The sequence below is a fragment of the Rahnella inusitata genome, from assembly GCF_003263515.1.
Lineage (GTDB): Bacteria > Pseudomonadota > Gammaproteobacteria > Enterobacterales > Enterobacteriaceae > Rahnella > Rahnella inusitata.
On record NZ_JYDE01000019.1, the window covers coordinates 213,749 to 236,085 of the forward strand.

The 22,337-nt window shown below is 53.7% G+C and carries 24 protein-coding genes; 20 read left to right on the forward strand and 4 right to left on the reverse strand.

Translation table 11 applies throughout. The features are described 5' to 3' along the window. Nucleotides 1-68: 68 nt before the first annotated feature. The gene (gene glgA, locus TU92_RS12755) at nucleotides 69-1,505 is read left to right on the forward strand and encodes a glycogen synthase GlgA (protein ID WP_112167596.1); all 1,437 of its coding nucleotides are present in this window, start codon (nucleotides 69-71) and stop codon (nucleotides 1,503-1,505) included. Between the two features lie 38 nt (nucleotides 1,506-1,543). After that, nucleotides 1,544-3,991, forward strand: coding sequence for a glycogen phosphorylase (gene glgP, locus TU92_RS12760; protein ID WP_112167597.1), 2,448 nt, complete (start codon nucleotides 1,544-1,546; stop codon nucleotides 3,989-3,991). A gap of 72 nt (nucleotides 3,992-4,063) precedes the next feature. Here the strand turns inward: glgP and TU92_RS12765 are convergent, their stop codons facing one another. Further along, nucleotides 4,064-4,309: a YheU family protein gene (locus tag TU92_RS12765; RefSeq protein WP_112167598.1), complete on the reverse strand. Its 246-nt coding sequence runs from the start codon at nucleotides 4,307-4,309 to the stop codon at nucleotides 4,064-4,066. Further along, on the reverse strand, nucleotides 4,306-5,307 hold the full coding sequence (locus TU92_RS12770; protein WP_112167599.1) for a hydrolase: 1,002 nt from the start codon (nucleotides 5,305-5,307) through the stop codon (nucleotides 4,306-4,308). Before TU92_RS12770 ends, TU92_RS12765 begins: the two co-directional genes overlap by 4 nt. 112 nt (nucleotides 5,308-5,419) lie before the next feature. Between TU92_RS12770 and TU92_RS12775 the strand changes: the two genes are divergently transcribed. The 5 genes from TU92_RS12775 to tauD all read left to right on the forward strand — a co-directional run bounded on the left by TU92_RS12775 (nucleotide 5,420) and on the right by tauD (nucleotide 9,648). After that, nucleotides 5,420-6,022, forward strand: coding sequence for a LysE family translocator (locus TU92_RS12775; protein ID WP_112167600.1), 603 nt, complete (start codon nucleotides 5,420-5,422; stop codon nucleotides 6,020-6,022). A gap of 162 nt (nucleotides 6,023-6,184) precedes the next feature. Further along, complete coding sequence (gene tauA, locus TU92_RS12780) at nucleotides 6,185-7,195, forward strand: taurine ABC transporter substrate-binding protein (protein WP_112167620.1); 1,011 nt, start codon at nucleotides 6,185-6,187, stop codon at nucleotides 7,193-7,195. A 10-nt stretch (nucleotides 7,196-7,205) separates the two neighbouring features. Beyond that, nucleotides 7,206-7,973, forward strand: a complete 768-nt coding sequence (gene tauB / locus TU92_RS12785) for a taurine ABC transporter ATP-binding subunit (RefSeq protein WP_112167601.1) — start codon at nucleotides 7,206-7,208, stop codon at nucleotides 7,971-7,973. After that, nucleotides 7,970-8,803: a taurine ABC transporter permease TauC gene (gene tauC, locus TU92_RS12790; protein WP_112167602.1), complete on the forward strand. Its 834-nt coding sequence runs from the start codon at nucleotides 7,970-7,972 to the stop codon at nucleotides 8,801-8,803. The genes tauB and tauC overlap by 4 nt, the downstream gene beginning before the upstream one ends. Then, nucleotides 8,800-9,648 (forward strand): taurine dioxygenase, encoded by an 849-nt coding sequence (gene tauD, locus TU92_RS12795; RefSeq protein WP_112167603.1) that lies wholly within the window; start codon nucleotides 8,800-8,802, stop codon nucleotides 9,646-9,648. The genes tauC and tauD overlap by 4 nt, the downstream gene beginning before the upstream one ends. Before the next feature lie 83 nt (nucleotides 9,649-9,731). Here tauD and TU92_RS12800 read toward each other — a convergent pair whose 3' ends face one another. Further along, nucleotides 9,732-11,651 carry an ABC transporter ATP-binding protein gene (locus TU92_RS12800; RefSeq protein WP_112167604.1) on the reverse strand — a complete coding sequence of 640 codons (1,920 nt, stop codon included), beginning with the start codon at nucleotides 11,649-11,651 and terminating at the stop codon, nucleotides 9,732-9,734. 129 nt (nucleotides 11,652-11,780) lie between these two features. Here TU92_RS12800 and kefG point away from each other — a divergent pair, with 129 nt between their 5' ends. The 4 genes from kefG (at nucleotide 11,781) to slyD (ending at nucleotide 15,230) form a co-directional block, all read left to right on the forward strand. After that, nucleotides 11,781-12,335 carry a glutathione-regulated potassium-efflux system ancillary protein KefG gene (gene kefG, locus TU92_RS12805; RefSeq protein WP_112167605.1) on the forward strand — a complete coding sequence of 185 codons (555 nt, stop codon included), beginning with the start codon at nucleotides 11,781-11,783 and terminating at the stop codon, nucleotides 12,333-12,335. Then, nucleotides 12,335-14,143 carry a glutathione-regulated potassium-efflux system protein KefB gene (gene kefB, locus TU92_RS12810; protein WP_112167606.1) on the forward strand — a complete coding sequence of 603 codons (1,809 nt, stop codon included), beginning with the start codon at nucleotides 12,335-12,337 and terminating at the stop codon, nucleotides 14,141-14,143. The genes kefG and kefB overlap by 1 nt, the downstream gene beginning before the upstream one ends. Before the next feature lie 77 nt (nucleotides 14,144-14,220). Next, the gene (locus TU92_RS12815; protein WP_112167607.1) at nucleotides 14,221-14,424 is read left to right on the forward strand and encodes a YheV family putative zinc ribbon protein; all 204 of its coding nucleotides are present in this window, start codon (nucleotides 14,221-14,223) and stop codon (nucleotides 14,422-14,424) included. Nucleotides 14,425-14,624: 200 nt separating this feature from the next. After that, entirely contained in the window at nucleotides 14,625-15,230 is a 606-nt protein-coding gene (gene slyD / locus TU92_RS12820) for a peptidylprolyl isomerase (protein ID WP_112167608.1), read from the forward strand. 76 nt (nucleotides 15,231-15,306) lie between these two features. Here the strand turns inward: slyD and TU92_RS12825 are convergent, their stop codons facing one another. Beyond that, the gene (locus tag TU92_RS12825) at nucleotides 15,307-15,525 is read right to left on the reverse strand and encodes a protein SlyX (protein WP_056775197.1); all 219 of its coding nucleotides are present in this window, start codon (nucleotides 15,523-15,525) and stop codon (nucleotides 15,307-15,309) included. 292 nt (nucleotides 15,526-15,817) lie between these two features. Here TU92_RS12825 and fkpA point away from each other — a divergent pair, with 292 nt between their 5' ends. The 9 genes from fkpA to TU92_RS12875 all read left to right on the forward strand — a co-directional run. Then, nucleotides 15,818-16,675, forward strand: a complete 858-nt coding sequence (gene fkpA / locus TU92_RS12830) for an FKBP-type peptidyl-prolyl cis-trans isomerase (protein ID WP_112167609.1) — start codon at nucleotides 15,818-15,820, stop codon at nucleotides 16,673-16,675. A gap of 264 nt (nucleotides 16,676-16,939) precedes the next feature. Continuing rightward, the gene (locus tag TU92_RS12835) at nucleotides 16,940-17,662 is read left to right on the forward strand and encodes a helix-turn-helix transcriptional regulator (RefSeq protein ID WP_056775190.1); all 723 of its coding nucleotides are present in this window, start codon (nucleotides 16,940-16,942) and stop codon (nucleotides 17,660-17,662) included. Further along, entirely contained in the window at nucleotides 17,659-18,051 is a 393-nt protein-coding gene (tusD, locus tag TU92_RS12840) for a sulfurtransferase complex subunit TusD (RefSeq protein ID WP_112167610.1), read from the forward strand. Before TU92_RS12835 ends, tusD begins: the two co-directional genes overlap by 4 nt. A gap of 22 nt (nucleotides 18,052-18,073) precedes the next feature. Next, nucleotides 18,074-18,433 (forward strand): sulfurtransferase complex subunit TusC, encoded by a 360-nt coding sequence (tusC, locus tag TU92_RS12845; protein ID WP_112167611.1) that lies wholly within the window; start codon nucleotides 18,074-18,076, stop codon nucleotides 18,431-18,433. A gap of 13 nt (nucleotides 18,434-18,446) precedes the next feature. Further along, nucleotides 18,447-18,734, forward strand: a complete 288-nt coding sequence (gene tusB / locus TU92_RS12850; RefSeq protein WP_112167612.1) for a sulfurtransferase complex subunit TusB — start codon at nucleotides 18,447-18,449, stop codon at nucleotides 18,732-18,734. Nucleotides 18,735-18,877: 143 nt separating this feature from the next. Next, nucleotides 18,878-19,252 carry a 30S ribosomal protein S12 gene (rpsL, locus tag TU92_RS12855; RefSeq protein ID WP_013573668.1) on the forward strand — a complete coding sequence of 125 codons (375 nt, stop codon included), beginning with the start codon at nucleotides 18,878-18,880 and terminating at the stop codon, nucleotides 19,250-19,252. Between the two features lie 96 nt (nucleotides 19,253-19,348). After that, on the forward strand, nucleotides 19,349-19,819 hold the full coding sequence (rpsG, locus tag TU92_RS12860; protein ID WP_005969574.1) for a 30S ribosomal protein S7: 471 nt from the start codon (nucleotides 19,349-19,351) through the stop codon (nucleotides 19,817-19,819). A 96-nt stretch (nucleotides 19,820-19,915) separates the two neighbouring features. Further along, nucleotides 19,916-22,030 carry an elongation factor G gene (gene fusA / locus TU92_RS12865; RefSeq protein WP_112167613.1) on the forward strand — a complete coding sequence of 705 codons (2,115 nt, stop codon included), beginning with the start codon at nucleotides 19,916-19,918 and terminating at the stop codon, nucleotides 22,028-22,030. Nucleotides 22,031-22,101: 71 nt separating this feature from the next. After that, a partial coding sequence (locus TU92_RS12875; protein ID WP_248291966.1) for a GTP-binding protein occupies nucleotides 22,102-22,337 on the forward strand: 236 nt, incomplete at its 3' end.

The window sequence follows — 22,337 nt, forward strand, 5'->3', positions numbered from 1 at the left end:
ATTGAGTTATGCAGTATTTTTCGTCATCCCGGTGAAGGCCGGGATGACCGGGATAATCAGGAGCGCGAATGCAGGTTTTACATGTTTGTTCCGAGCTGTTCCCCCTGTTGAAAACGGGTGGCCTGGCCGACGTCGCCGGGGCGTTGCCCGCCGCACAGATCGCCGAGGGCGCGGATGTTCGCGTACTCATTCCGGCTTTCCCTGATGTCAAAAAAGGCCTCGGAGAAACGCAGGTGATCGGTACGCTGGACACGTTCGCCGGTTATGTCACGCTTTCGCTGGGCTACTTTGACGGCGTCGGTATTTATCTGATTGATGTCCCCGGCTTGTACGATCGTCCCGGCAGCCCGTATCACGATCAGTCATCTTTTGCCTACGCCGATAATCATCTGCGCTTTGCACTATTAAGCTGGATGGCATGCGAGCTGGCGCTGGGGTTTGATCACCACTGGCAACCGAACATTGTGCATTCCCACGACTGGCATGCGGGGCTGGCGTCGGCCTATATCCGCGCGCGCCATGCGCCGGTGAAAACGGTGTTTACCGTGCACAACCTGGCGTTTCAGGGATTGTTTGGCGGGCACCATATTGATGAGTTGTACATCCCGCGCGAGTTCTTCCAGATGCACGGGCTGGAGTTCTACGGCCAGATTTCCTATCTGAAAGCCGGTTTGTATTACTCCGATCACGTCACTACCGTCAGCCCGACCTACGCCAAAGAGATTACCCGCCCCGAATACGGTTACGGCATGGAATCTTTGTTGCAACTGAGAGAGAGGGAAGGGCGGCTGACCGGGATCCTCAACGGTGTCGATGACGCTATCTGGCAGCCGCGTGATGACGTGCTGCTTTCTGCGCGTTACGACGCTGAAGATTTGCGATCCAAAGCGATCAACAAAGCTTATTTGCAACGGGCGATGGGGCTGGACGTGGACGATTCGCGGCTGGTGTTTGCGGTTGTCAGCCGTCTGACCAGCCAGAAAGGGCTGGATCTGGTGCTTGAGGCGTTGCCGGATTTGCTCGAGCGCGGCGGACAGCTGGCGCTGTTAGGCGCGGGCGATGCGGTGCTGCAACAGGCATTCCTGGCTGCTGCGGCAGATAATCCGGGGCAGGTCGGCGTGCAGCTGGGTTATCACGAAGCGTTTTCCCACCGTATTATCGGCGGGGCAGACGTCATTATGGTGCCGAGCCGCTTTGAGCCTTGCGGCCTGACGCAGTTGTACGGTTTGAAATACGGCACCCTGCCGCTGGTGCGCCGAACCGGCGGGCTGGCTGATACGGTTGTCGATTGTGCGCTGGAAAATCTGGCTGACGGAACTGCCAGCGGTTTTGTTTTTGAAGAGCCCACGGGACAATCGCTGGCAAGTGCGATCCGCCGGGCGTTTGTTCTGTGGAGCCGTCCTAAACACTGGCGACATGTACAACAACATGCCATGGGTATTGATTTTGGCTGGAAGGTTGCGGCGCAGGAATATCTCACGCTGTATAACCGTCTTATGTCCTGAACCCTGAACGCAGCTAATTTGATCGGGAATGTAACGTTATGACTTCACCGTTTAATTACAACTCACCGACAGTCAGTGTCGAAGCGCTAAAGCATTCTATAGCCTATAAGCTGATGTTTATTATCGGCAAAGACCCGTCCATCGCGACACAACATGACTGGCTGAATGCCACGTTATTTGCAGTGCGCGACCGCATGGTCGAACGCTGGCTGCGCTCCAACCGCGCGCAAACCTCTCAGGATGTGCGGCAGGTTTATTACCTGTCGATGGAGTTTCTGATTGGACGCACCCTTTCCAATGCGCTGCTGGCGATGGGCATTTACGACGATCTGAACACCGCGCTCGATGAAATGGGTTTCAATCTCGAAGAACTGATCGGCGAAGAGAATGACCCCGGTTTAGGCAACGGCGGTCTTGGACGTCTGGCGGCATGTTTCCTCGATTCTTTAGCGACGCTGGCGCTGCCGGGGCGCGGTTACGGCATCCGCTACGAATATGGCATGTTCGCGCAGAACATCGTCAACGGTGAGCAGAAAGAATCGCCGGATTACTGGCTGGAATACGGCAATCCGTGGGAGTTTCAGCGGTACAACACCCGTTACAAAGTACGTTTTGGCGGACGCGTCCAGCATGAGGGCGTGAAAACCCGCTGGCTGGAGACTGAAGAAGTCATCGCCTGCGCCTACGATCAGGTGATTCCTGGTTACGACACCGACGCCACCAACACGCTGCGGCTGTGGGGCGCACAGGCCAGTAACGAAATCAATCTGGGTAAATTCAACCAGGGCGATTACTTCGCGGCGGTGGAAGATAAAAACCATTCCGAGAACGTGTCGCGCGTACTGTACCCGGACGATTCTACTTACTCGGGCCGCGAACTGCGTCTGCGTCAGGAATATTTCCTGGTCTCGGCGACGGTGCAGGATATTCTCAACCGCCACTACACCACACACCACACGTACGACAATCTGGCCGACAAAATCGCTATTCACCTCAACGATACGCACCCGGTGCTGTCAATTCCTGAGCTGATGCGGTTACTGATCGACGAGCATAAATTTGAATGGCTGGCCGCGTGGGAAACCGTTACACGTGTGTTCTCCTACACCAACCACACGCTGATGACTGAAGCGCTGGAAACCTGGCCGGTGGACATGATAGGCAAGATCCTGCCGCGTCATCTGGAGATTATTTTCCAGATCAACGATCACTTCCTGAAAGAAGTGGCGGTGCAGATCCCTGGCGACGACGGCCTGCTGTCGCGGGTGTCGATTATCGACGAAGGCAATGGCCGTAAGGTGCGAATGGCCTGGCTGGCGGTGATCGCCAGTCATAAAGTCAACGGTGTCTCCGCGTTGCATTCTGATCTGATGGTGCAGTCGCTGTTCGCCGATTTCGCGCGTATTTATCCGGATCGCTTCTGCAATAAAACCAACGGCGTGACGCCGCGCCGCTGGCTGGCGCTGGCTAACAAGCCGCTGTCGGCGGTGATTGATGACGCCATCGGCCATACCTGGCGTTCCGATCTCAGCCAGCTATCCGAACTGAAGCAGAAACTGGATTATCCGAGCTTCATCCAGTCTCTGCGTAATGCCAAGCTGGATAACAAAAAACGCCTGGCGATTTATATTGGGCAGAAACTGAATATCGTGGTGGATCCTAAAAGCCTGTTCGACGTGCAGATCAAACGCATTCACGAATACAAACGCCAGCTGATGAACGTGTTGCACGTCATTACCCGCTACAACCGCATTCTGCAAGAGCCTGATGCGAACTGGGTACCACGCACGGTGATTTTCGCCGGTAAAGCGGCCTCGGCCTATTACGCAGCCAAGCAAATTATTCGCCTGATTAACGACGTTGCGACGGTGGTCAACAGCGATCCGCGCATCGGTAACAAGCTGAAGGTCGTCTTCATCCCCAACTACAGCGTCAGTCTGGCGCAGGTGATTATTCCAGCGGCCGATCTTTCCGAGCAGATCTCGCTGGCGGGGACGGAGGCGTCGGGCACCAGTAACATGAAGTTTGCCCTGAACGGTGCGCTGACCATTGGCACACTGGACGGCGCGAACGTCGAAATGCTTGAACACGTTGGCGAGGAAAATATCTTTATCTTCGGCAATACCACCGAGCAGGTCGAGGAATTGCGCCGTAAAGGCTACAACTCCCACATTTACTATGAGCAGGACGCTGAGCTGCATCAGGTGCTGACACAAATCGCCACCGGCGTGTTCAGCCCCGGCGAACCCAAGCGTTACAGCAATGTGTTCGATACGCTGGTAAACCTCGGCGACCATTATCAGGTACTGGCGGATTACCGCAGCTATGTCGATACGCAAGATAAAGTCGACGAACTGTATACGAAGCCGGAAGAGTGGACGCGCTGCACGCTGCATAACATCGCCAACATGGGCTATTTCTCGTCAGACCGTACCATTCAGGAGTACGCCGATGAGATTTGGAACATCAAGCCGGTGAAATTGTAGAGGCGTTTTGATTGAGATGTTGAAAGTCATCCCCGGCCAATGGTCGGGGATTTTTTTGCACTGTAAATGTCATTACCAGTCCTGCGGCACTTCTTCCTGTCCGGCGCGAAACTGGCCGCGCGGCATGATGTTCAGGGTTTCGTGAAGTTCCGACCATACCAGTACAATTTCGCCGCTTTTTAGCTGACGTTTTACGTCGTCCACTTTCTGTTCGAGGGAGCGTTCCTGCTCGCCGTAATCGGTGCCTTCGCGCAGGACAAAAGATTCCACCACGCTGGTGAGGATTTCTGCGTCCAGTTCTTGCCAGGGAATAATCACAACTTTGCTTCCTTTGTTGGGGCTTCTTGCTCTAAATACGGGGCGATCCACGCCGGGATGCGCTGCTCCAGCCACATCTGCGGATTACGCAAACTGCCGGAAACAAACCCGACATGTCCGCCGTGTTCGGTCAGCTGATACTCAACGCAGTCGGGTAAATCCTCTGCTTTCGGAATGACGTCCGCCGTCATAAACGGATCGTCTTTCGCATGGATAATCAGCAGCGGCGTCCGAACCTGCGACAGCAGCGGCAGGCCGCTGCACCGGCGGTAATAATCCAGCGCGTCGGCAAAACCGTGGGCTTTGGAAGTGATCGCGTCGTCAAATTCGCGCAGGCGACGCATGGATTTCAACTGCGCCAGCGTCACCGGCAGCGTGCCCGGATATTTCGCCAGTTTACGCGAGGCGTTCAGTTTGAGCTGATCGAGCAGATAGCGCTGATAAATCCGCGACGAGCCTTGCTCAAGGCGGTACGCACAGGGTTCAAGCATCAGCGGCGCCGAAACCACGACGGCAGCGCTGAGCGTACAATTTTCGCCTTCCTGACCGAGATAACAGGCCAGCATATTACCGCCGAGAGAAACGCCTACCGCGCCGGTGGGCACGTCGCCAAGCGTCTCATTGAGCCAGCGAATGAAAAATCGGGCGTCTTCGGTTTCGCCGGAATGATAAATCCGCTGGAGTTTGTTGGGTTCGCCGCTGCATCCGCGAAAATGCATGACCACGCCCAGCCAGCCACGGTCCTTCCACGCCTGCAATAAGCCATGCGCATACGGGCTGTAGAAGCTGCCTTCCAGCCCGTGGAACAGCACCATGCGCGGTTTATGGCGCGCCAGTTGCGGATCTTCGCTCCAGGCTAAATCCAGAAAATCTCCGTCGGGCGTGTCCAGCCTTTGCCAGTGCGGTTTGAGTTTGGCATGTCGCCGGACCAGCCGGGGTAACAGCGTCTGGATATGCGGATTACTGGCCCCGCGCAGGGGGCGAAAGGATTCATACATAAGATGAATAAATTTCTCTTTAGAGTCTCTTGTGCGATCAATATCACGCTGTTAGCTTCAATGCTATCGCACAACTGAATCGCACGTCACCGGGTGAGGAGCACCCAATTAAATGGAACTTAGTTTATTTTTATCAATGCTCGGTTTTTTATGGGTCGCAGCCATCACACCGGGCCCGAATAATATGTTGTTAACCACCTCCGGCGCTAATTTCGGTTTCTTCCGCTCACTCTGGCTGATGGTCGGCATTATGCTCGGCATGCAAAGTATTTTGCTGCTGGTGGCGTTTGGCGTCGGCGGACTGATCACGGTTTATCCGGCGTTACACTTGTTCCTGAAAATCGCCGGTAGTTTGTATCTGCTGTGGCTGGCGTGGAAGATTGCCACCTCCGCGTATGAAAAATTGGAAACTGGCGCACCGCCGCCGAAGCCGATCCGGTTGTATCAGGGTTGGTTGTTGCAGTTCCTGAATCCAAAAGCCTGGCTCATGGGGTTAGGCGCAGTGGCGAGTTTCAGTCTGGCAGGCGCGTACTACAATCATTCGATCGCGGCTATCAGCCTCGGCATGTTCATGGTGAATCTGGTTTCCGGGATTATCTGGCTTGGATTCGGCACGGTGATTGGCCGCCTGTTACGCAGCCGCCGCGCGTGGTACACGTTTAATATCGCGATGGGTATTCTGACGGCGGCCTGCGTGTTGCTGATCTGGCACTGATTATCTTCTTCATTTTCTGAGGCCTCCGCAGTGAGGCCTTTTTACTGACTTCTTATATTCCATAAAGGCATTAAAGATAATTTCTAATTACTTTATCTATTTTTACGCCTCCGCTACAAATGTGAAACACATAATATGACGCCCTGCGCGGAGCTGACCAACATGACCTCTCTCAATGCCTTTCCTTTCTCTGCTGTAAAAAAAAGTGGGCTGGCCCTCGCGCTTAGCATAGCGGCATTCTGCGCGCAGGCGGCGGATGTCACCGTGGCTTATCAGACCTCAGCCGAACCGGCCAAGGTCGCGCAGGCGGAAAATACCTTTGCTAAAGAATCCGGCGCGCAAGTCGACTGGCGCAAGTTTGACAGCGGATCGAGCGTACTGCGCGCGCTGGCCTCCGGCGACGTGCAGATTGGCAATATCGGCTCCAGCCCGCTGGCGGTCGCCGCCAGTCAGAAGCTGCCGATCGAAGTGTTTTTACTGGCGTCTGAACTGGGCAGCTCCGAGGCGCTGGTAGTGAAGAAAAGTATTAATGATCCGAAAGACCTGATCGGCAAACGCATCGCGGTACCTTTTATTTCCACCACGCATTACAGCCTGTTGGCAGCGCTGAAGCATTGGGGGATTGATCCTAAGCAGGTCACCATCGTGAATTTACAGCCTCCGGCTATCGCAGCAGCATGGGCGCGAGGCGATATCGACGGCGCGTATGTCTGGGCACCGGCGGTGAATGAACTGGAAAAAACCGGCAAAGTGCTGACCGATTCTGCCCAGGTCGGTAAATGGGGTTCGCCAACGCTGGACGTCTGGGTTGTGCGCAAAGACTTCGCCAAAGCCCATCCTGAAATCGTGACTGCTTTTGCCCGTAGCGCCCTGAAAGCACAGGGCGATTATCTGCAACAGCCGGAAAAATGGTTACAGGATAAAAAGAATCTCGACACATTATCGCGCCTGAGCGGCGTGCCGGATGACCAGATCCCCGGTCTGGTGAAAGGTAACCGTTATCTGCCGGTGAGCGAGCAGATAACCCAGCTCGGTGAGCCGGTAAATAAAGCGATTAAAGACACGGCGGCGTTCCTCAAGGAGCAGGGCAAAATTCAGCAGACGGACGATGATTACAGCGACTATGTGACCAGCGAGTTTGTGAAAGCGGTCCAGTCTGGCCCGAAATCCTGAGGAATTGGCTATGTTAAACGTCTCGCATTTGTCGGCTGAATATCAGGGGAAACCTGCGCTGAAAGACATTTCCTTGCAGATTTCCAGCGGTGAACTGGTGGTGGTACTCGGGCCTTCCGGCTGCGGAAAAACCACGCTGCTCAATCTGATCGCCGGTTTCCAGCCCGCGTCTTCCGGGAGCATTACGCTGGACGGACAGCCGGTGAACGGGCCGGGAGCCGATCGCGGTGTGGTCTTCCAGCATGAAGGTTTATTGCCTTGGCGGGACGTGCAAAGCAATGTCGAATTTGGGCTGGAACTGGCTGGCGTGAAAAAAACACAGCGGCGTGATATCGCGCAGCGCATGTTAAGTAAGGTCGGTCTGGCGGGATATGAAAAGCATTTCATCTGGCAGCTTTCCGGCGGAATGCGCCAGCGGGTGGGGATTGCCCGCGCGCTGGCAGCGGATCCGCAGCTGCTGTTGCTCGATGAACCTTTCGGCGCACTCGATGCTTTCACCCGCGAACAGATGCAGGAATTACTGCTCACTATCTGGCGCGATACCGGCAAACAGATTTTGCTTATCACCCACGATATTGAAGAAGCGGTGTTTCTGGCCAGCGAGCTCTTACTGCTGTCGCCGGGGCCGGGGCAGGTGGTAGAACGGCTGAAGCTCAATTTTGGCCAGCGCTATGCCAGTGGTGAAAACTGCCGGGCGATCAAATCTGATCCCGAATTTATTGCTCAACGCGAATACGTGCTGGGTAAGGTCTTCCAGCAGCGCGAGGTGCTGATATGAGCCTCCACTCCGCGTTGAAAACCGCCACACCGACTGCCGTTTCGGGTCGCCGATTTCGCCTGCCGCGCAATGTTCGCCTGAGCATTGCCACGCTGCTGGTGTTATTGCTGGTATGGTGGGCAATCACTGCGTTGCATCTCATCAGCCCGTTATTTTTACCCGCGCCGCAGCAGGTCTTGCATCAGCTGTATGTGATCGCCAGTCCGCAGGGTTTTATGGATGCCACGCTGTGGCAGCATCTGGCCGCCAGCCTGACGCGGATCGTGATTGCGCTGCTGGCCGCGGTGATTCTCGGCGTACCGGTCGGGATCGCCATGGGATTGAATGACACCGTGCGTGGCATTCTTGATCCGCTTATCGAACTGTACCGCCCGGTGCCTCCGCTGGCGTATTTGCCGCTGATGGTCATCTGGTTTGGTATCGGCGAAACCTCAAAGATTTTACTGATTTATCTGGCGATTTTTGCCCCGGTGGCGCTTTCAGCACTGGCCGGTGTGCGCAGTGTTTCGCAGGTGCGGGTTCGCGCCGCGCAGGCGTTGGGCGCCAGCAAAATACAGGTTTTGCGTTATGTGATATTGCCAAGTGCGTTGCCGGAAATCCTGACGGGTATCCGCATCGGGCTGGGCGTCGGCTGGTCAACGCTGGTTGCGGCTGAGCTGATAGCCGCCACGCGCGGCCTCGGATTTATGGTGCAGTCGGCCGGTGAGTTTCTGGCAACCGATGTGGTGATTGCCGGGATCAGCGTCATCGCACTGATCGCTTTTAGTCTTGAACTCGGGTTGCGCGCCTTGCAGCGCAAACTGACCCCGTGGCATGGAGAACAGCAATGAACGAACGTCTGGCGATCACGCCATTAGGCCCGTATATCGGCGCGCAGGTTGAGAATGTCATTCTGAGCAAACCGCTGTCTGATGCGCAGTTCGAGCAGCTCTATCACGCATTGTTGAAGCATCAGGTCTTATTCCTGCGCAATCAGCCGGTGACACCGCTTGAACAACGCGCGCTGGCCGCCCGTTTCGGCGATCTGCACATTCATCCGGTTTATCCGCATGCGCCGGATGTGGAAGAGATCATTGTGCTGGATACTCACGATGACAATCCGCCCGATAATGATAACTGGCACACCGACGTGACCTTTATCGAAACGCCGCCTGCCGGTGCGATTTTAGCCGCGAAAAAGCTGCCCTCATCCGGTGGCGACACGCTGTGGGCCAGCGGGATTGCGGCGTTTAACGCGCTTTCTGAGCCTTTTCGCCAGTTGCTGACCGGCTTGCAGGCCGAACACGATTTTACCAAATCCTTCCAGGAGTTTAAGTACCGCAAAACGGTGGAAGAACACGCGCAGTGGTTAAAGGCCAAAGAGAAAAACCCTCCGTTGCTGCATCCGGTGATCCGCACGCATCCGGTGAGCGGTAAACAGGCGTTATTCGTCAATGAAGGTTTTACGACGCGGATTGTCGGGCTGAGTGAAAAGGAGAGTACGGCGATCCTGACGTTCCTGTTCAGCCACATCACCAAACCGGAGTTTCAGGTGCGCTGGCGCTGGCAGGAAAATGACATCGCGATCTGGGATAACCGGGTGACTCAGCATTACGCCAACGCGGATTATTTGCCGCAGCGGCGGATTATGCACAGGGCAACGATTCTGGGAGATAAGCCTTTTTACAAAGCCTGACGGGGTTGGCGGCGACGTTGTTGCTGCGTCTTGCTCCCGCACAATCACGCCAGGAAAGGGGGATTGTGCGGGAAAAGAAAGGCTCAACTTTCTAAATCAAACGCCTTCGCCAGCGATTCCAGCTGTTCCTGAGCGTCGAGCCAGGTCATTTCGGTGTCATCGAGCGCGCCTTTGACTTTTGTCTGCTGTTGCAGGCATTCCGTCAGTTCGGCTTTACGACTGATGTCGTAAATCGCCGAGTCGGCCAGACGTTCTTCGAGCGTGGCCAGTTCAGCGGTCAGTTTTTCCATCTGCGTTTCGAGCTTCGTGATCTGTTTGCGCAGCGGCTGAGTCTGGTTGCGGAAATCGGCTTCGCGACGTTTCTGATCTTTACGCGACTGCGCACTGTTAACGCTGCCGTCTTTCGAAGGCGCATCCTGCTGATTTTCCTGACGCGAAATATCCACCAGCCATTGCTGATAATCTTCCAGATCACCATCGAACTGTTCGACTTTACCGCCGTGAACCAGATACAGATCGTCGGTGGTGGAACGCAGTAAGTGGCGGTCATGCGAGACCACGACCATCGCGCCTTCGAAGTCCATCAGCGCTTCGGTCAGCGCCTGACGCATATCGAGATCCAGATGGTTGGTCGGTTCATCGAGCAGCAACAGGTTCGGGCGCTGCCAGACGATCAGCGCCAGCACCAGACGCGCTTTTTCACCACCGGAGAAACGCCCGGTCGGATCTGTCACTTTATCGCCGTGGAAGCCAAAACCGCCGAGGTAATCACGCAGTTGCTGTTCGGTTTCTTTCGCCGCCAGCCGCACCAGATGCTGTAGCGGAGAATCTTCCGCACGCAGAAACTCAAGCTGATGCTGCGCGAAGTAACCGAGTTTGACCCCTTTCGACAGGCCGATATCGCCCTGCAGCGGCGCCATGGTTCCGGCGAGCAGTTTAATCAGCGTCGATTTACCAGCGCCGTTGCGACCCAGCAGGCCGATACGCGAGCCTGGCACCAAATTTAGTTTGATCGAATCCAGAATGGTGGTGTCGCCGTAACCGGCGCTGACTTTTTCCATGCGCAGCAGCGGATCGGGTAAACTTTCCGGCGAACGGAAGCTAAAATGAAAAGGATTGTCGACGTGCGCCGGGGCAATCAGCTCCATACGTTCCAGCATCTTGATACGGCTCTGCGCCTGTTTGGCTTTGGTCGCCTGTGCGCGGAAGCGATCGATATAGCTTTGCAGATGCGCCACTTTTTCCTGCTGACTTTCAAACAATGCCTGCTGCTGTGACAGTTTGGTCGCACGCTGACGTTCAAAAGACGAGTAGTTGCCGGTGTATTCGTTCAGCGTTTGCTGCTCGATGTGCAAAATTTTATCGACAATAGGATCGAGGAAATCGCGGTCATGGGAAATCAGCACCAGCGTGCCGGTGTAGCTTTTCAGCCACTTTTCCAGCCAGATTACTGCGTCCAAATCAAGGTGGTTGGTCGGTTCGTCAAGCAACAGTAAATCAGAGCGGCAGATCAGCGCCTGCGCCAGATTGAGGCGCATACGCCAGCCACCGGAGAAGGATTTCACCGGCTGCTGGAGCTGACTCTGACTAAAACCTAAACCGCTGAGCAGGCTGGACGCACGCGCCGGAATGGTCCAGGCGTTAATGGCATCCAGTTTGCCGTGCAGCGTGGCAATGGCGTGGCCATCATCACGATCGTTCGCGAGCTGTAATTCGGCTTCTAACTGACGAAATTCGCGGTCGCCGTCGATAACATACTCTATCGCTGGCACGTCCAGGGCCGGTGTTTCCTGATTTACCCAGGCCAGCGCCCAGTTGGTCGGAAATGTCAGGTTGCCTGCATCGGCGCTCATTTCACCTTTTAACAGAGAAATAAGGGTGGATTTACCGCAGCCATTTTTGCCCACCAGTCCGACTTTTTGGCCGGGATTGATGGTCGCAGACGCGTTGTCCAGCAGCACGTTTGTGCCGCGTCGGATTTGTAAGGAGGAGAAAACAATCATAAAGCGCCGTGTTGAGAGTATGTTAAATTGTCACGATATTAGGTTAAACAAGACGTATCGCGTCCTATTTTGTCTTTGCGAAGCATGGTAACGGAAAAACCGCACCCTGACGACGCTTTGGAGGTATTGATGTCGCAGCCACCAAAGGTTTTGCTGCTGTACGCCCATCCGGAATCACCCGATTCGGTCGCCAACCGCGTTTTACTGCAGCAAGCACAGCAACTCGGCCATGTCACCGTGCACGATTTGTACGCCCACTATCCCGATTTCTTTATTGATATCCACCGCGAGCAACAGTTGCTGCGCGAACATAAGGTGATCGTCTTCCAGCATCCGCTTTATACCTACAGCTGCCCGGCGTTGCTCAAGGAGTGGATGGATCGCGTGCTGGCGCGTGGATTCGCCAGCGGGGCAGGCGGCAACGAGCTGCGTGGCAAATACTGGCGTTCGGTAATAACCACCGGCGAGCCGGAAGGTGCATACAAGGCGGGCGGGTATAACCGCTATCCGATGTCCGACATTATGCGGCCTTTCGAGCTGACCTCGGCGATGTGCCACATGCACTGGATGACACCCATCATCATTTACTGGGCGCGACGTCAGAAACCTGATGTGTTGCAAAGCCATGCTGAAGCCTACGGCGAATGGCTTAAATCGCCGCTGCCTCACGGAGGGATCGCATAATGGATGGTTCGAATCTGCCCGCAGCGATCTTGCTGTTTTTATTCGCTGCGGTGGTCGCGGTCCCTCTCGCGCAACGTTTAGGTATCGGCGCAGTGCTGGGCTATTTGCTGGCCGGGATCGCCATCGGCCCGTGGGGTTTGGGTTTTATCCGCGACGTGGATGAAATTCTGCATTTCTCCGAGCTGGGCGTGGTCTTCCTGATGTTTATCATCGGGCTGGAGCTGAATCCCGGAAAATTGTGGGCACTGCGGCGGCAAATTTTTGGTGTCGGTGCCGGACAGGTGATCCTCACGGCACTGGTACTCGGCGGATTGTTGTATCTGACGAAATTCTCGTGGCAGGCGGCAGTGATCGGCGGTATCGGGCTGGCAATGTCTTCGACGGCGATGGCGTTGCAACTGATGCGCGACAAAGGCATGACCCGCAACGAAGGCGGGCAACTGGGGTTTGCCGTGCTGCTGTTCCAGGATATCGCTGTGATCCCGGCGCTGGCGCTGATCCCGATTCTGGCGGGTGGCAGCGAGGGCGGTAATAACTGGGAAATGATCGGCATGAAAGTGCTGGCGTTCGGCGGGATGCTAATCGGCGGGCGCTATCTGCTGCGGCCGATTTTCAGGCTAATCGTGGCCTCTGGCGTGCGTGAAGTGTTTACCGCCGCCGCGCTTTTGGTGGTGCTGGGCTCGGCGCTGTTTATGGATACGCTGGGCTTCTCGATGGCCCTCGGGACATTTATCGCCGGGATTTTACTGGCTGAAAGCGAATATCAGCACGAACTGGAAATCGCGATCGAGCCGTTTAAAGGTTTACTGCTGGGGTTGTTCTTTATTTCCGTCGGTATGGCGCTGAATCTCGGGGTGTTGTATACCCATATTCTGCTGGTGCTGGCCGGCGTGATTATTCTGGTCACGGTGAAGGGCGCGGTGCTATACGGCCTGTCACGGGTATTTGGCTTGCGCACCTCGGTACGGTTGCAGTTTTCTGCGGTGCTTAGTCAGGGCGGTGAATTCGCCTTCGTATTGTTCTCGGCGGCGGGCGCGCAGAAAGTCATTTCCTCCTCGCAGCTTTCGCTGTTGCTGGTTGTGGTCACGCTGTCGATGATGACCACGCCGCTGCTGATGCAGTGGGTCGATCGCATTCTGGTGCGCCGTTACAACGATGGCGAAGAGAGTGACGAGCAGCATTTTGTACAGGATGATGAGCCGCAGGTGATTATCGTCGGCTTTGGCCGTTTCGGGCAGGTGATCGGGCGTTTGCTGATGGCCAACAAGATGCGGATCACCGTGCTGGAGCGTGATATCAGCGCCGTCGGCCTGATGCGCACTTACGGTTATAAAGTGTATTACGGCGATGCCACCGAACTCGAACTGCTCAGAGCGTCCGGCGCGGAGAAGGCGAAGTCGATTGTCATCACTTGTGATGAACCGGAAGACACCATGACGATTGTCCATTTGTGTCAGCAGCACTTCCCGCATTTGAATATTCTGGCGCGTGCCCGTGGCCGTGTAGAGGCGCATGAGTTGTTGCAGGCCGGTGTAGCGAACTTCTCTCGCGAGACGTTTTCCAGTGCGCTGGAGTTGGGCAAGAAAGCGCTGGTCACCCTGGGGATGCATCCTCACAGTGCTTACCGTGCGCAGCAGCATTTTCGCCGTCTCGATATGCGGATGCTGCGTGAACTGGTGCCGCAAAACCGCGGCGATGTGGCGCAGATCTCCCGTGTTAAAGAAGCGCGGCGCGAGCTGGAAGACATCTTTCAGAGCGAAATGCATAACGAACGTCGCCAGCTTGATGGCTGGGACGACGATGAATAGCCGGCAGACGAAAAATAATTTCGCCATTTGATCGAAAACTGACCGGACGCAATGTCGGAAAATTCAGGAGAAGTAACATGGCTAGTACCCGTAAACGTTTCATCGCCGGTGCGGTTTGCCCGAAATGTAAGGCGCTGGATACGCTGGCGTTATGGCAGGAAGATCAGGTCGAAGTGGTGGAATGCATGAAGTGCGGACACCATCAGCGGCAGACCGATGCGCAGGTCAGCAAGAAGCTGCGCCCGGAAGAGCAGGTGATCGGTATTTTTGATCCGAAGTAGCGTTATTGTCCGCGATTTTTTATGCTGTGGGGTACAGCGGCGCGGATTTCCGCTACACTCTTCGCCAAATTTATCCGGTATCGCTTTTCGGGATGATCTCATCGAAAAGTGGCCGTCACTGAATTAGTCTTGACCGACGTTGCGTACGTTGTTGAGACGTCCGCAGACAACAAATTAAGTTTCCAACGGTAGGAGTTATCATGAAAGTATCAAAAGACCTGGTCATCAGCGTGGCATATCAGGTACGTACAGAAGACGGTGTGTTGGTTGATGAATCTCCGGTGAGCGCACCGTTGGATTACCTGCATGGCCATGGTTCACTGATCTCCGGTCTGGAAACAGCGCTGGAAGGTCATGCGATTGGTGACGTGTTCGACGTGCATGTTGGCGCAAACGACGCCTACGGCAACTACGACGAAAACCTGGTACAGCGCGTGCCTAAAGACGTGTTCATGGGTGTTGAAGAACTGGAAGTCGGTATGCGCTTCCTGGCTGACACCGATCAGGGCCCGGTTCCTGTCGAAATCACTGAAGTTGACGGCGACCACGTCGTTGTTGACGGCAACCACATGCTGGCGGGTCAGGATCTGAACTTCCACGTAGAAGTGGTTGCTATCCGTGAAGCGACGGAAGAAGAACTGGCTCATGGCCACGTTCATGGCGAACACGGCCACGACCATGGTCACGATCACGAACATGGCGACGGTTGCTGCGGCGGCCACGGTCACAGCCATGATCACGATCACGGTCATGACGAACCGAAGAAAGGCGGCTGCGGCGGCAACGGCGGTTGCGGTTGTCACTAATCGTTCTGCGCGTTTAGCTGCATATAAGAAAGGCGCCTGATTGGCGCCTTTCTTTTTACCTGCGTCCGCTACGCTATCAGTAATGCGGTGGCGGAGTCTCTTCTGACTGATCGGCAATCATCGACGGCTGGCTGGCGCGGAGCTTGTCGGTCAGCAGGCGCAGATGATCGTGCAAACGGCTCATTTCAAGCTGGTGTTGCGTGACGATCATGTTCAGCTCTTCAATGGTCACTTCCTGAAAAGCCAGCTTGTTTTCCAGCATTTCCAGACGCTGTTCAACGGTATTTGAGTTCATCTTCATTACCTCATCGTGTGGCTCAAGTTGATCAGATTGAGCACTGACCGGAACTTCATCCTGTATTTAGGGAAGCGATTCTACCTGCAAATACGGCCAATTACCTGACCTCTATGGCGCTCAACCATCGCTTTTCAACGGTTTTGCGAAACTTATTGATGCACAAAAGGTCTGAAATAGACGCTAATGGCGTGTATAGAGATTGTTTTGTCGTGAGACGGACAGTTATAGTAACCGCCGAACTTTCGTAATGATTACCAGAAGACAGAAACTTCTGGTCCTGGAGAAATGGATGAAATCACTGTTTAAAGTCACCCTGCTGGCAACGACCATGGCAATCGCTCTGAACGCGACGCAGGTTATGGCAGCTGAAACTGCACCGGCCGCAGCGGCAACCCCTGCTGCCACCGCGCCAGCTGCAGCTGCACCAGCAGCGGCAGAAGCCTCTAAGTTTAAAAGTGATGACGAGCAGGCTGCGTACGCACTGGGCGCTTCACTGGGCCGTTATATGGAAAACTCCCTGAAAGAACAAGAAAAACTGGGCATCAAACTGGATAAAGACCAGTTGATCGCCGGTGTTCAGGATGCGTTTGCAAATAAAAGCAAACTGTCCGATCAGGAAATCGAGAAAACCCTGCAAACCTTCGAAGGCCGTGTGAAAGCTGCTGCTCAGGCGAAGATGGAACAGGACGCTAAAGCGAACTCCGATAAAGGTGATAAATTCCGCGCTGACTTCGCCAAAGAAAAAGGCGTGAAGAAAGCAGAGTCTGGCCTGCTGTATCAGGTAGAAAAACCAGGTACTGGCGCAGCGCCTAAAGACAGCGATACCGTTGTCGTGAACTACAAAGGCACCCTGACCGACGGTACGGAGTTCGATAACTCTTATACCCGTGGTGAGCCACTGTCTTTCCGTCTTGATGGTGTGATCCCTGGCTGGACCGAAGGCCTGAAACACATTAAGAAAGGCGGCAAAATCAAGCTGGTCATTCCACCAGAACTGGCCTACGGCAAAACCGGCGTGCCGGGGATCCCTGCTAACTCCACTCTGGTGTTCGACGTAGAACTGCTGGATGTGAAAGCAGCGCCTAAAGCTGATCCAAAGTCAGCTGAAAAACCTGCCGAAGCTGAAGCCGCGCCAAAAGCTAATTAAGCTCGCGTTCAGCAGGTGTACAGAACCGTCGCATAACGCGGCGGTTTTTTTTCGCCAGTGACTTTTATCGCCATCAGCCCCTCTTTTTACTGCGGTTACTCTATGATGATTACTTGACGCTTTTGTCCGTCGGGCATAACGTCACAGATCCGTAAACTCGCAAGGCCGTTTTTTCTGTAGTTTTGATACAGTAACGACCCTGGAATGATGAATAATGCGCCCATGGCTCTATGAGAAGGCGCGATGCAGAGGGTGGTAGCTTCAATGTCTAATTCGCTTATAACTGGCGAAACCGGCGAACTGGATTTGCTGGACCAACGTCCTTTCAGCCAGGTCGATCACGAAATCTTGTCCTCCTACGAAGCCGTCGTAGATGGACTCGCGATGCTGATCGGTGAGCATTGCGAAATAGTTCTTCACTCGCTGGAAGACCTGAAATGTTCCGCGGTACGTATCGCCAATGGCGAGCACACGGGCCGAAAGATCGGATCGCCTATCACCGATCTGGCACTGCGCATGTTGCATGACATGACAGGTGCCGACAGTAATGTGTCTAAAGCCTATTTCACCCGCGCGAAAAGCGGTGTGTTGATGAAGTCAGTCACCATCGCCATTCGCAATCGCGAACAGCGCGTGGTGGGGCTGTTGTGCATCAACATGAATCTGGACGTACCTTTCTCGCAAATCATTCAGACCTTCATGCCGCCTGAAACTCAGGAAGTGGCACCGTCGGTAAACTTCGCCTCGTCTGTCGATGACCTTGTGGCTCAAACGCTTGAATTCACGATCGAAGAAGTGAATGCGGATCGCAATGTGTCTAATAACGCGAAGAACCGTCAGGTCGTGCTGAATCTTTATGAAAAAGGTATTTTTGATATTAAAGATGCCATTAATCAGGTGGCTGACCGCCTGAATATCTCCAAACATACGGTCTACCTGTATATCCGCCAGTTTAAGAGCGGGGATCTGGTGGGGAACGAACGTTGAAACTGCGTTACTGCCTGTTGGTTACCGGCCCGGCCTACGGCACTCAGCAAGCCAGCGCCGCCTATCAGTTTGCGCTGGCGCTTCTTGCCAGCGGTCATCAGCTCGAGAGCGTCTTTTTCTATCGTGATGGCGTGCTCAATGGCAATCTGCTTTCTGCGCCGGCGTCTGATGAATTCGACCTGGTGCGATCATGGCAACGAATGGCAGCGGATCATCAGGTGGCGCTCAACGTGTGCATTGCAGCAGCGCTACGTCGTGGAGTGATCGATGAAACCGAAGCGACCAATCAGGGGCATGGCCAGACCAACCTGCAACCCGGTTTTTCATTGACCGGGCTCGGCAGTCTCGCGGAAGCCTCGCTGACCTGTGATCGTATGGTGCAATTCTGATGTGTTATGGCTGGAAAAAAAGATGAAGAAGGTGGCGTTTATTTTCACGCAGGGACCTCACGGGACTTCCGCCGGCCGTGAAGGGCTGGATGCGTTGCTCGCAACTTCTGCGTTGACCGAAGACATTGGCGTCTTTTTCATGGCCGATGGCGTTTTTCAGCTGATGCCCACCCAGCAGCCGGAAAAAATATTAGCGCGTAATTATATCGCGACATTTGGCGTGTTATCGCTTTATGACGTCGATCAGTGCTTTGTCTGCGCAGAGTCTTTGAAGGCGAGAGGATTATCCGCTGCGCACGAATGGGTGCTGGATGTGGTACCGCTGTCTGTCTCTGAAATCCGCAGCCGGCTGGCTGAATATGATGTGGTGATGACGTTCTGACTCAGGAATTCCAATGCTTTTTACTCTTGCCCGTTCCCCGCAACACTGTGATTTCCCGCTGCTTATTAAACTGGTTGCCCCGGAAGATGCGCTGCTGCTGATGCAGGACGGTGTACTGGCCGCTCTCGAAGGGAGTCAGGCATGCGAGCTGCTGTTTCAGCATGTACAGAGCGTCTATGTATTAAGCGAGGATTTGGCGGCCAGAGGATTGGTTGGTCAAATTTCGCACAACATCACGCTGATCGACTATACTGGTTTCGTCGCGTTGACGGAGAAACATGCCCAGCAAACGGCATGGTGAATCAATGATGTGCTGTATATTTCTTGACACCCTCCATGGTCAGCCCTAAAATTCTGCGTCCCCATATTAGCTAATGCTTTTTATGGGGCGATTTATCACGCGTTTACAAAGTAGTTTATGAATCAAAATCCAGGAGCTTTTTAATGGCAACAATTAATCAGCTGGTACGCAAACCACGCTCTACGAAGGTTGCTAAAAGCAACGTTCCAGCGCTGGAAGCTTGCCCGCAGAAACGTGGCGTATGTACTCGTGTATATACCACCACTCCTAAAAAACCAAACTCCGCATTGCGTAAAGTATGCCGTGTGCGTTTGACTAACGGTTTTGAAGTTACCTCCTACATTGGTGGTGAAGGTCATAACCTTCAGGAACACTCCGTGATCCTGATCCGTGGCGGTCGTGTAAAAGACTTGCCAGGTGTGCGTTATCACACCGTCCGCGGCGCGCTGGACTGTTCAGGCGTTAAGGATCGTAAGCAATCTCGTTCTAAATACGGCGTTAAAAAGCCGAAGTCTTAATGGTTCTCCGTTAAGTAAGGCCAAACATTTTCACATTACTGTCAAAATAAACTCTTAGAGTTTTGGACAATCCTGAATTAACAACGGAGTATTTCCATGCCACGTCGTCGCGTCATTGGTCAACGTAAAATCCTGCCAGATCCTAAGTTCGGATCCGAACTGCTGGCAAAATTCGTAAACATTCTGATGGTAGATGGTAAAAAATCTACTGCAGAAGCAATCGTCTACACTGCTCTTGAGACCCTGGCTCAACGTAGCGGTAAAGGCCACCTGGAAGCTTTCGAAGTCGCACTGGACAACGTTCGTCCGACTGTCGAAGTTAAGTCCCGCCGCGTTGGTGGTTCTACTTATCAGGTTCCAGTAGAAGTCCGTCCGGTTCGTCGTAATGCTCTGGCAATGCGTTGGATCGTTGAAGCTGCTCGTAAACGCGGTGATAAATCCATGGCTCTCCGCCTGGCGAACGAACTTTCTGATGCTGCAGAGAACAAAGGTACTGCAGTTAAGAAACGTGAAGACGTTCACCGTATGGCTGAAGCCAACAAGGCGTTCGCCCACTACCGCTGGTAATCACTTCGCTGTAGTTATGCTAACCAAGCGGGCGCTTCAAGAAGCCAACCCGCTTGGCTTAACCGAACTTGAACGTCCTAGTTATAGAGGAATCAAATGGCTCGTAAAACACCCATTGAGCGCTACCGTAACATTGGTATCAGTGCTCACATCGACGCCGGTAAGACCACTACTACCGAACGTGTTCTGTTCTACACCGGTGTAAACCACAAAATCGGTGAAGTTCATGACGGCGCAGCAACCATGGACTGGATGGAGCAGGAGCAGGAACGTGGTATTACTATCACGTCAGCTGCGACCACCTGTTTCTGGTCTGGTATGGCTAAGCAGTTCGAACCACACCACATCAACATCATCGACACCCCAGGGCACGTTGACTTCACCATCGAAGTTGAACGTTCCATGCGTGTTCTTGATGGCGCGGTAATGGTTTACTGTGCTGTTGGTGGTGTTCAGCCACAGTCTGAAACCGTATGGCGTCAGGCAAATAAATATAAAGTTCCACGTATCGCGTTCGTTAACAAAATGGACCGTATGGGTGCTAACTTCCTGAAAGTTGTTGACCAGATTGAAAAACGTCTGGGCGCAACTCCGGTTCCTCTGCAGCTGGCTATTGGCGCTGAAGAGAAATTCACTGGTGTTGTTGACCTGGTGAAGATGAAAGCAATCAACTGGAACGAAGCAGATCAGGGCGTGACCTTCGAATACGAAGAGATCCCGGCTGAAATGCAAGAACTGGCTGAAGAATGGCGCCAGAAACTGGTTGAAGCCGCTGCTGAAGGCTCTGATGAGCTGATGGAGAAATTCTTTGGTGGCGAAGAGCTGACTGAAGAAGAGATCAAAGCTTCTCTGCGTAAGCGCGTTCTGAACAACGAAGTTATCCTGGTTACCTGTGGTTCTGCGTTTAAAAACAAAGGCGTACAGGCAATGCTGGATGCTGTTGTTGAGTATCTGCCAGCACCAACTGACGTTGAAGCTATCAACGGTTTGTTGGATGACGGTAAAGACACTCCAGCAGTTCGCCATTCTGACGATTCTGAGCCGTTCTCTGCTCTGGCGTTCAAAATCGCTACTGACCCATTCGTGGGTAACTTGACGTTCTTCCGTGTTTATTCCGGTCTCGTCAACTCTGGTGACACTGTATTTAACCCAGTGAAATCACAGCGCGAACGTCTGGGTCGTATCGTTCAGATGCACGCTAACAAGCGTGAAGAAATTAAAGAAGTTCGTGCAGGCGATATCGCTGCAGCGATCGGTCTGAAAGACGTGACTACTGGTGATACCCTGTGTGATCCGGATAATGTGATCATCCTGGAGCGCATGGAATTCCCAGAACCGGTAATTTCCGTTGCGGTAGAACCAAAAACCAAAGCTGACCAGGAAAAAATGGGTCTGGCTCTGGGCCGTCTGGCGAAAGAAGACCCATCATTCCGCGTATGGACTGACGAAGAATCTGGTCAGACTATCATCGCAGGTATGGGTGAGCTTCACCTGGACATCCTGGTTGATCGTATGCGTCGTGAGTTTAACGTTGAAGCGAACGTAGGTAAGCCGCAGGTTGCTTACCGTGAAGCGATTCGCTCCAAAGTGACTGACGTCGAAGGTAAACACGCCAAGCAGTCTGGTGGTCGTGGTCAGTACGGTCACGTTGTGATCGACATGTATCCATTGGAGCCAGGCTCGAATCCGAAAGGCTACGAGTTTGTCAACGAAATCAAAGGTGGTGTAATTCCTGGCGAATACATCTCTGCGATTGACAAAGGCATCCAGGAACAGCTGAAATCAGGTCCACTGGCGGGTTACCCAGTAGTAGATCTCGGTGTGCGTCTGCACTTCGGTTCTTACCACGACGTTGACTCCTCTGAACTGGCGTTTAAACTGGCCGCTTCTATTGCCTTCAAAGATGGCTTCAAGAAAGCGAAACCAGTTCTGCTTGAGCCGATCATGAAGGTTGAAGTGGAAACTCCAGAAGAGAACACTGGTGACGTCATCGGTGACCTTAGCCGTCGTCGTGGTATGCTGAAAGGCCAAGATTCTAACGCTACTGGCGTTGTGATTCATGCCGAAGTTCCGCTTTCCGAAATGTTCGGTTATGCGACTCAGCTGCGTTCACTGACTAAAGGCCGTGCATCTTACTCCATGGAATTCCTGAAGTATGATGATGCGCCAAATAACGTGGCCCTGGCCGTTATTGAAGCTCGTGGCAAATAAGCCACAGGTTTAAACACAATGATCCCGTGCTCTCTCTTTGAAGGGAGAGCACAAGAGTAAGGAATATAGCCGTGTCTAAAGAAAAATTTGAACGTACAAAACCGCACGTTAACGTTGGTACTATCGGCCACGTTGACCACGGTAAAACTACCCTGACTGCAGCAATCACTACCGTTCTGGCTAAAACCTACGGCGGTTCTGCACGCGCATTCGACCAGATCGATAACGCACCAGAAGAAAAAGCTCGTGGTATCACCATCAACACTTCACACGTTGAATATGACACCCCAAGCCGTCACTACGCGCA

What these genes read in the sequence shown, in the direction of transcription:
- glgA (WP_112167596.1), top strand. Translation starts at nt 69, where the DNA reads ATGCAGGTTTTACATGTTTGTTCCGAGCTGTTCCCCCTGTTGAAAACG.
- glgP (WP_112167597.1), top strand. Translation starts at nt 1,544, where the DNA reads ATGACTTCACCGTTTAATTACAACTCACCGACAGTCAGTGTCGAAGCG.
- TU92_RS12770 (WP_112167599.1), bottom strand. Translation starts at nt 5,307, where the DNA reads ATGTATGAATCCTTTCGCCCCCTGCGCGGGGCCAGTAATCCGCATATC.
- TU92_RS12775 (WP_112167600.1), top strand. Translation starts at nt 5,420, where the DNA reads ATGGAACTTAGTTTATTTTTATCAATGCTCGGTTTTTTATGGGTCGCA.
- tauA (WP_112167620.1), top strand. Translation starts at nt 6,185, where the DNA reads ATGACCTCTCTCAATGCCTTTCCTTTCTCTGCTGTAAAAAAAAGTGGG.
- tauB (WP_112167601.1), top strand. Translation starts at nt 7,206, where the DNA reads ATGTTAAACGTCTCGCATTTGTCGGCTGAATATCAGGGGAAACCTGCG.
- tauC (WP_112167602.1), top strand. Translation starts at nt 7,970, where the DNA reads ATGAGCCTCCACTCCGCGTTGAAAACCGCCACACCGACTGCCGTTTCG.
- tauD (WP_112167603.1), top strand. Translation starts at nt 8,800, where the DNA reads ATGAACGAACGTCTGGCGATCACGCCATTAGGCCCGTATATCGGCGCG.
- TU92_RS12800 (WP_112167604.1), bottom strand. Translation starts at nt 11,651, where the DNA reads ATGATTGTTTTCTCCTCCTTACAAATCCGACGCGGCACAAACGTGCTG.
- kefG (WP_112167605.1), top strand. Translation starts at nt 11,781, where the DNA reads ATGTCGCAGCCACCAAAGGTTTTGCTGCTGTACGCCCATCCGGAATCA.
- kefB (WP_112167606.1), top strand. Translation starts at nt 12,335, where the DNA reads ATGGATGGTTCGAATCTGCCCGCAGCGATCTTGCTGTTTTTATTCGCT.
- TU92_RS12815 (WP_112167607.1), top strand. Translation starts at nt 14,221, where the DNA reads ATGGCTAGTACCCGTAAACGTTTCATCGCCGGTGCGGTTTGCCCGAAA.
- slyD (WP_112167608.1), top strand. Translation starts at nt 14,625, where the DNA reads ATGAAAGTATCAAAAGACCTGGTCATCAGCGTGGCATATCAGGTACGT.
- TU92_RS12825 (WP_056775197.1), bottom strand. Translation starts at nt 15,525, where the DNA reads ATGAACTCAAATACCGTTGAACAGCGTCTGGAAATGCTGGAAAACAAG.
- fkpA (WP_112167609.1), top strand. Translation starts at nt 15,818, where the DNA reads ATGAAATCACTGTTTAAAGTCACCCTGCTGGCAACGACCATGGCAATC.
- TU92_RS12835 (WP_056775190.1), top strand. Translation starts at nt 16,940, where the DNA reads ATGTCTAATTCGCTTATAACTGGCGAAACCGGCGAACTGGATTTGCTG.
- tusC (WP_112167611.1), top strand. Translation starts at nt 18,074, where the DNA reads ATGAAGAAGGTGGCGTTTATTTTCACGCAGGGACCTCACGGGACTTCC.
- tusB (WP_112167612.1), top strand. Translation starts at nt 18,447, where the DNA reads ATGCTTTTTACTCTTGCCCGTTCCCCGCAACACTGTGATTTCCCGCTG.
- rpsL (WP_013573668.1), top strand. Translation starts at nt 18,878, where the DNA reads ATGGCAACAATTAATCAGCTGGTACGCAAACCACGCTCTACGAAGGTT.
- rpsG (WP_005969574.1), top strand. Translation starts at nt 19,349, where the DNA reads ATGCCACGTCGTCGCGTCATTGGTCAACGTAAAATCCTGCCAGATCCT.
- fusA (WP_112167613.1), top strand. Translation starts at nt 19,916, where the DNA reads ATGGCTCGTAAAACACCCATTGAGCGCTACCGTAACATTGGTATCAGT.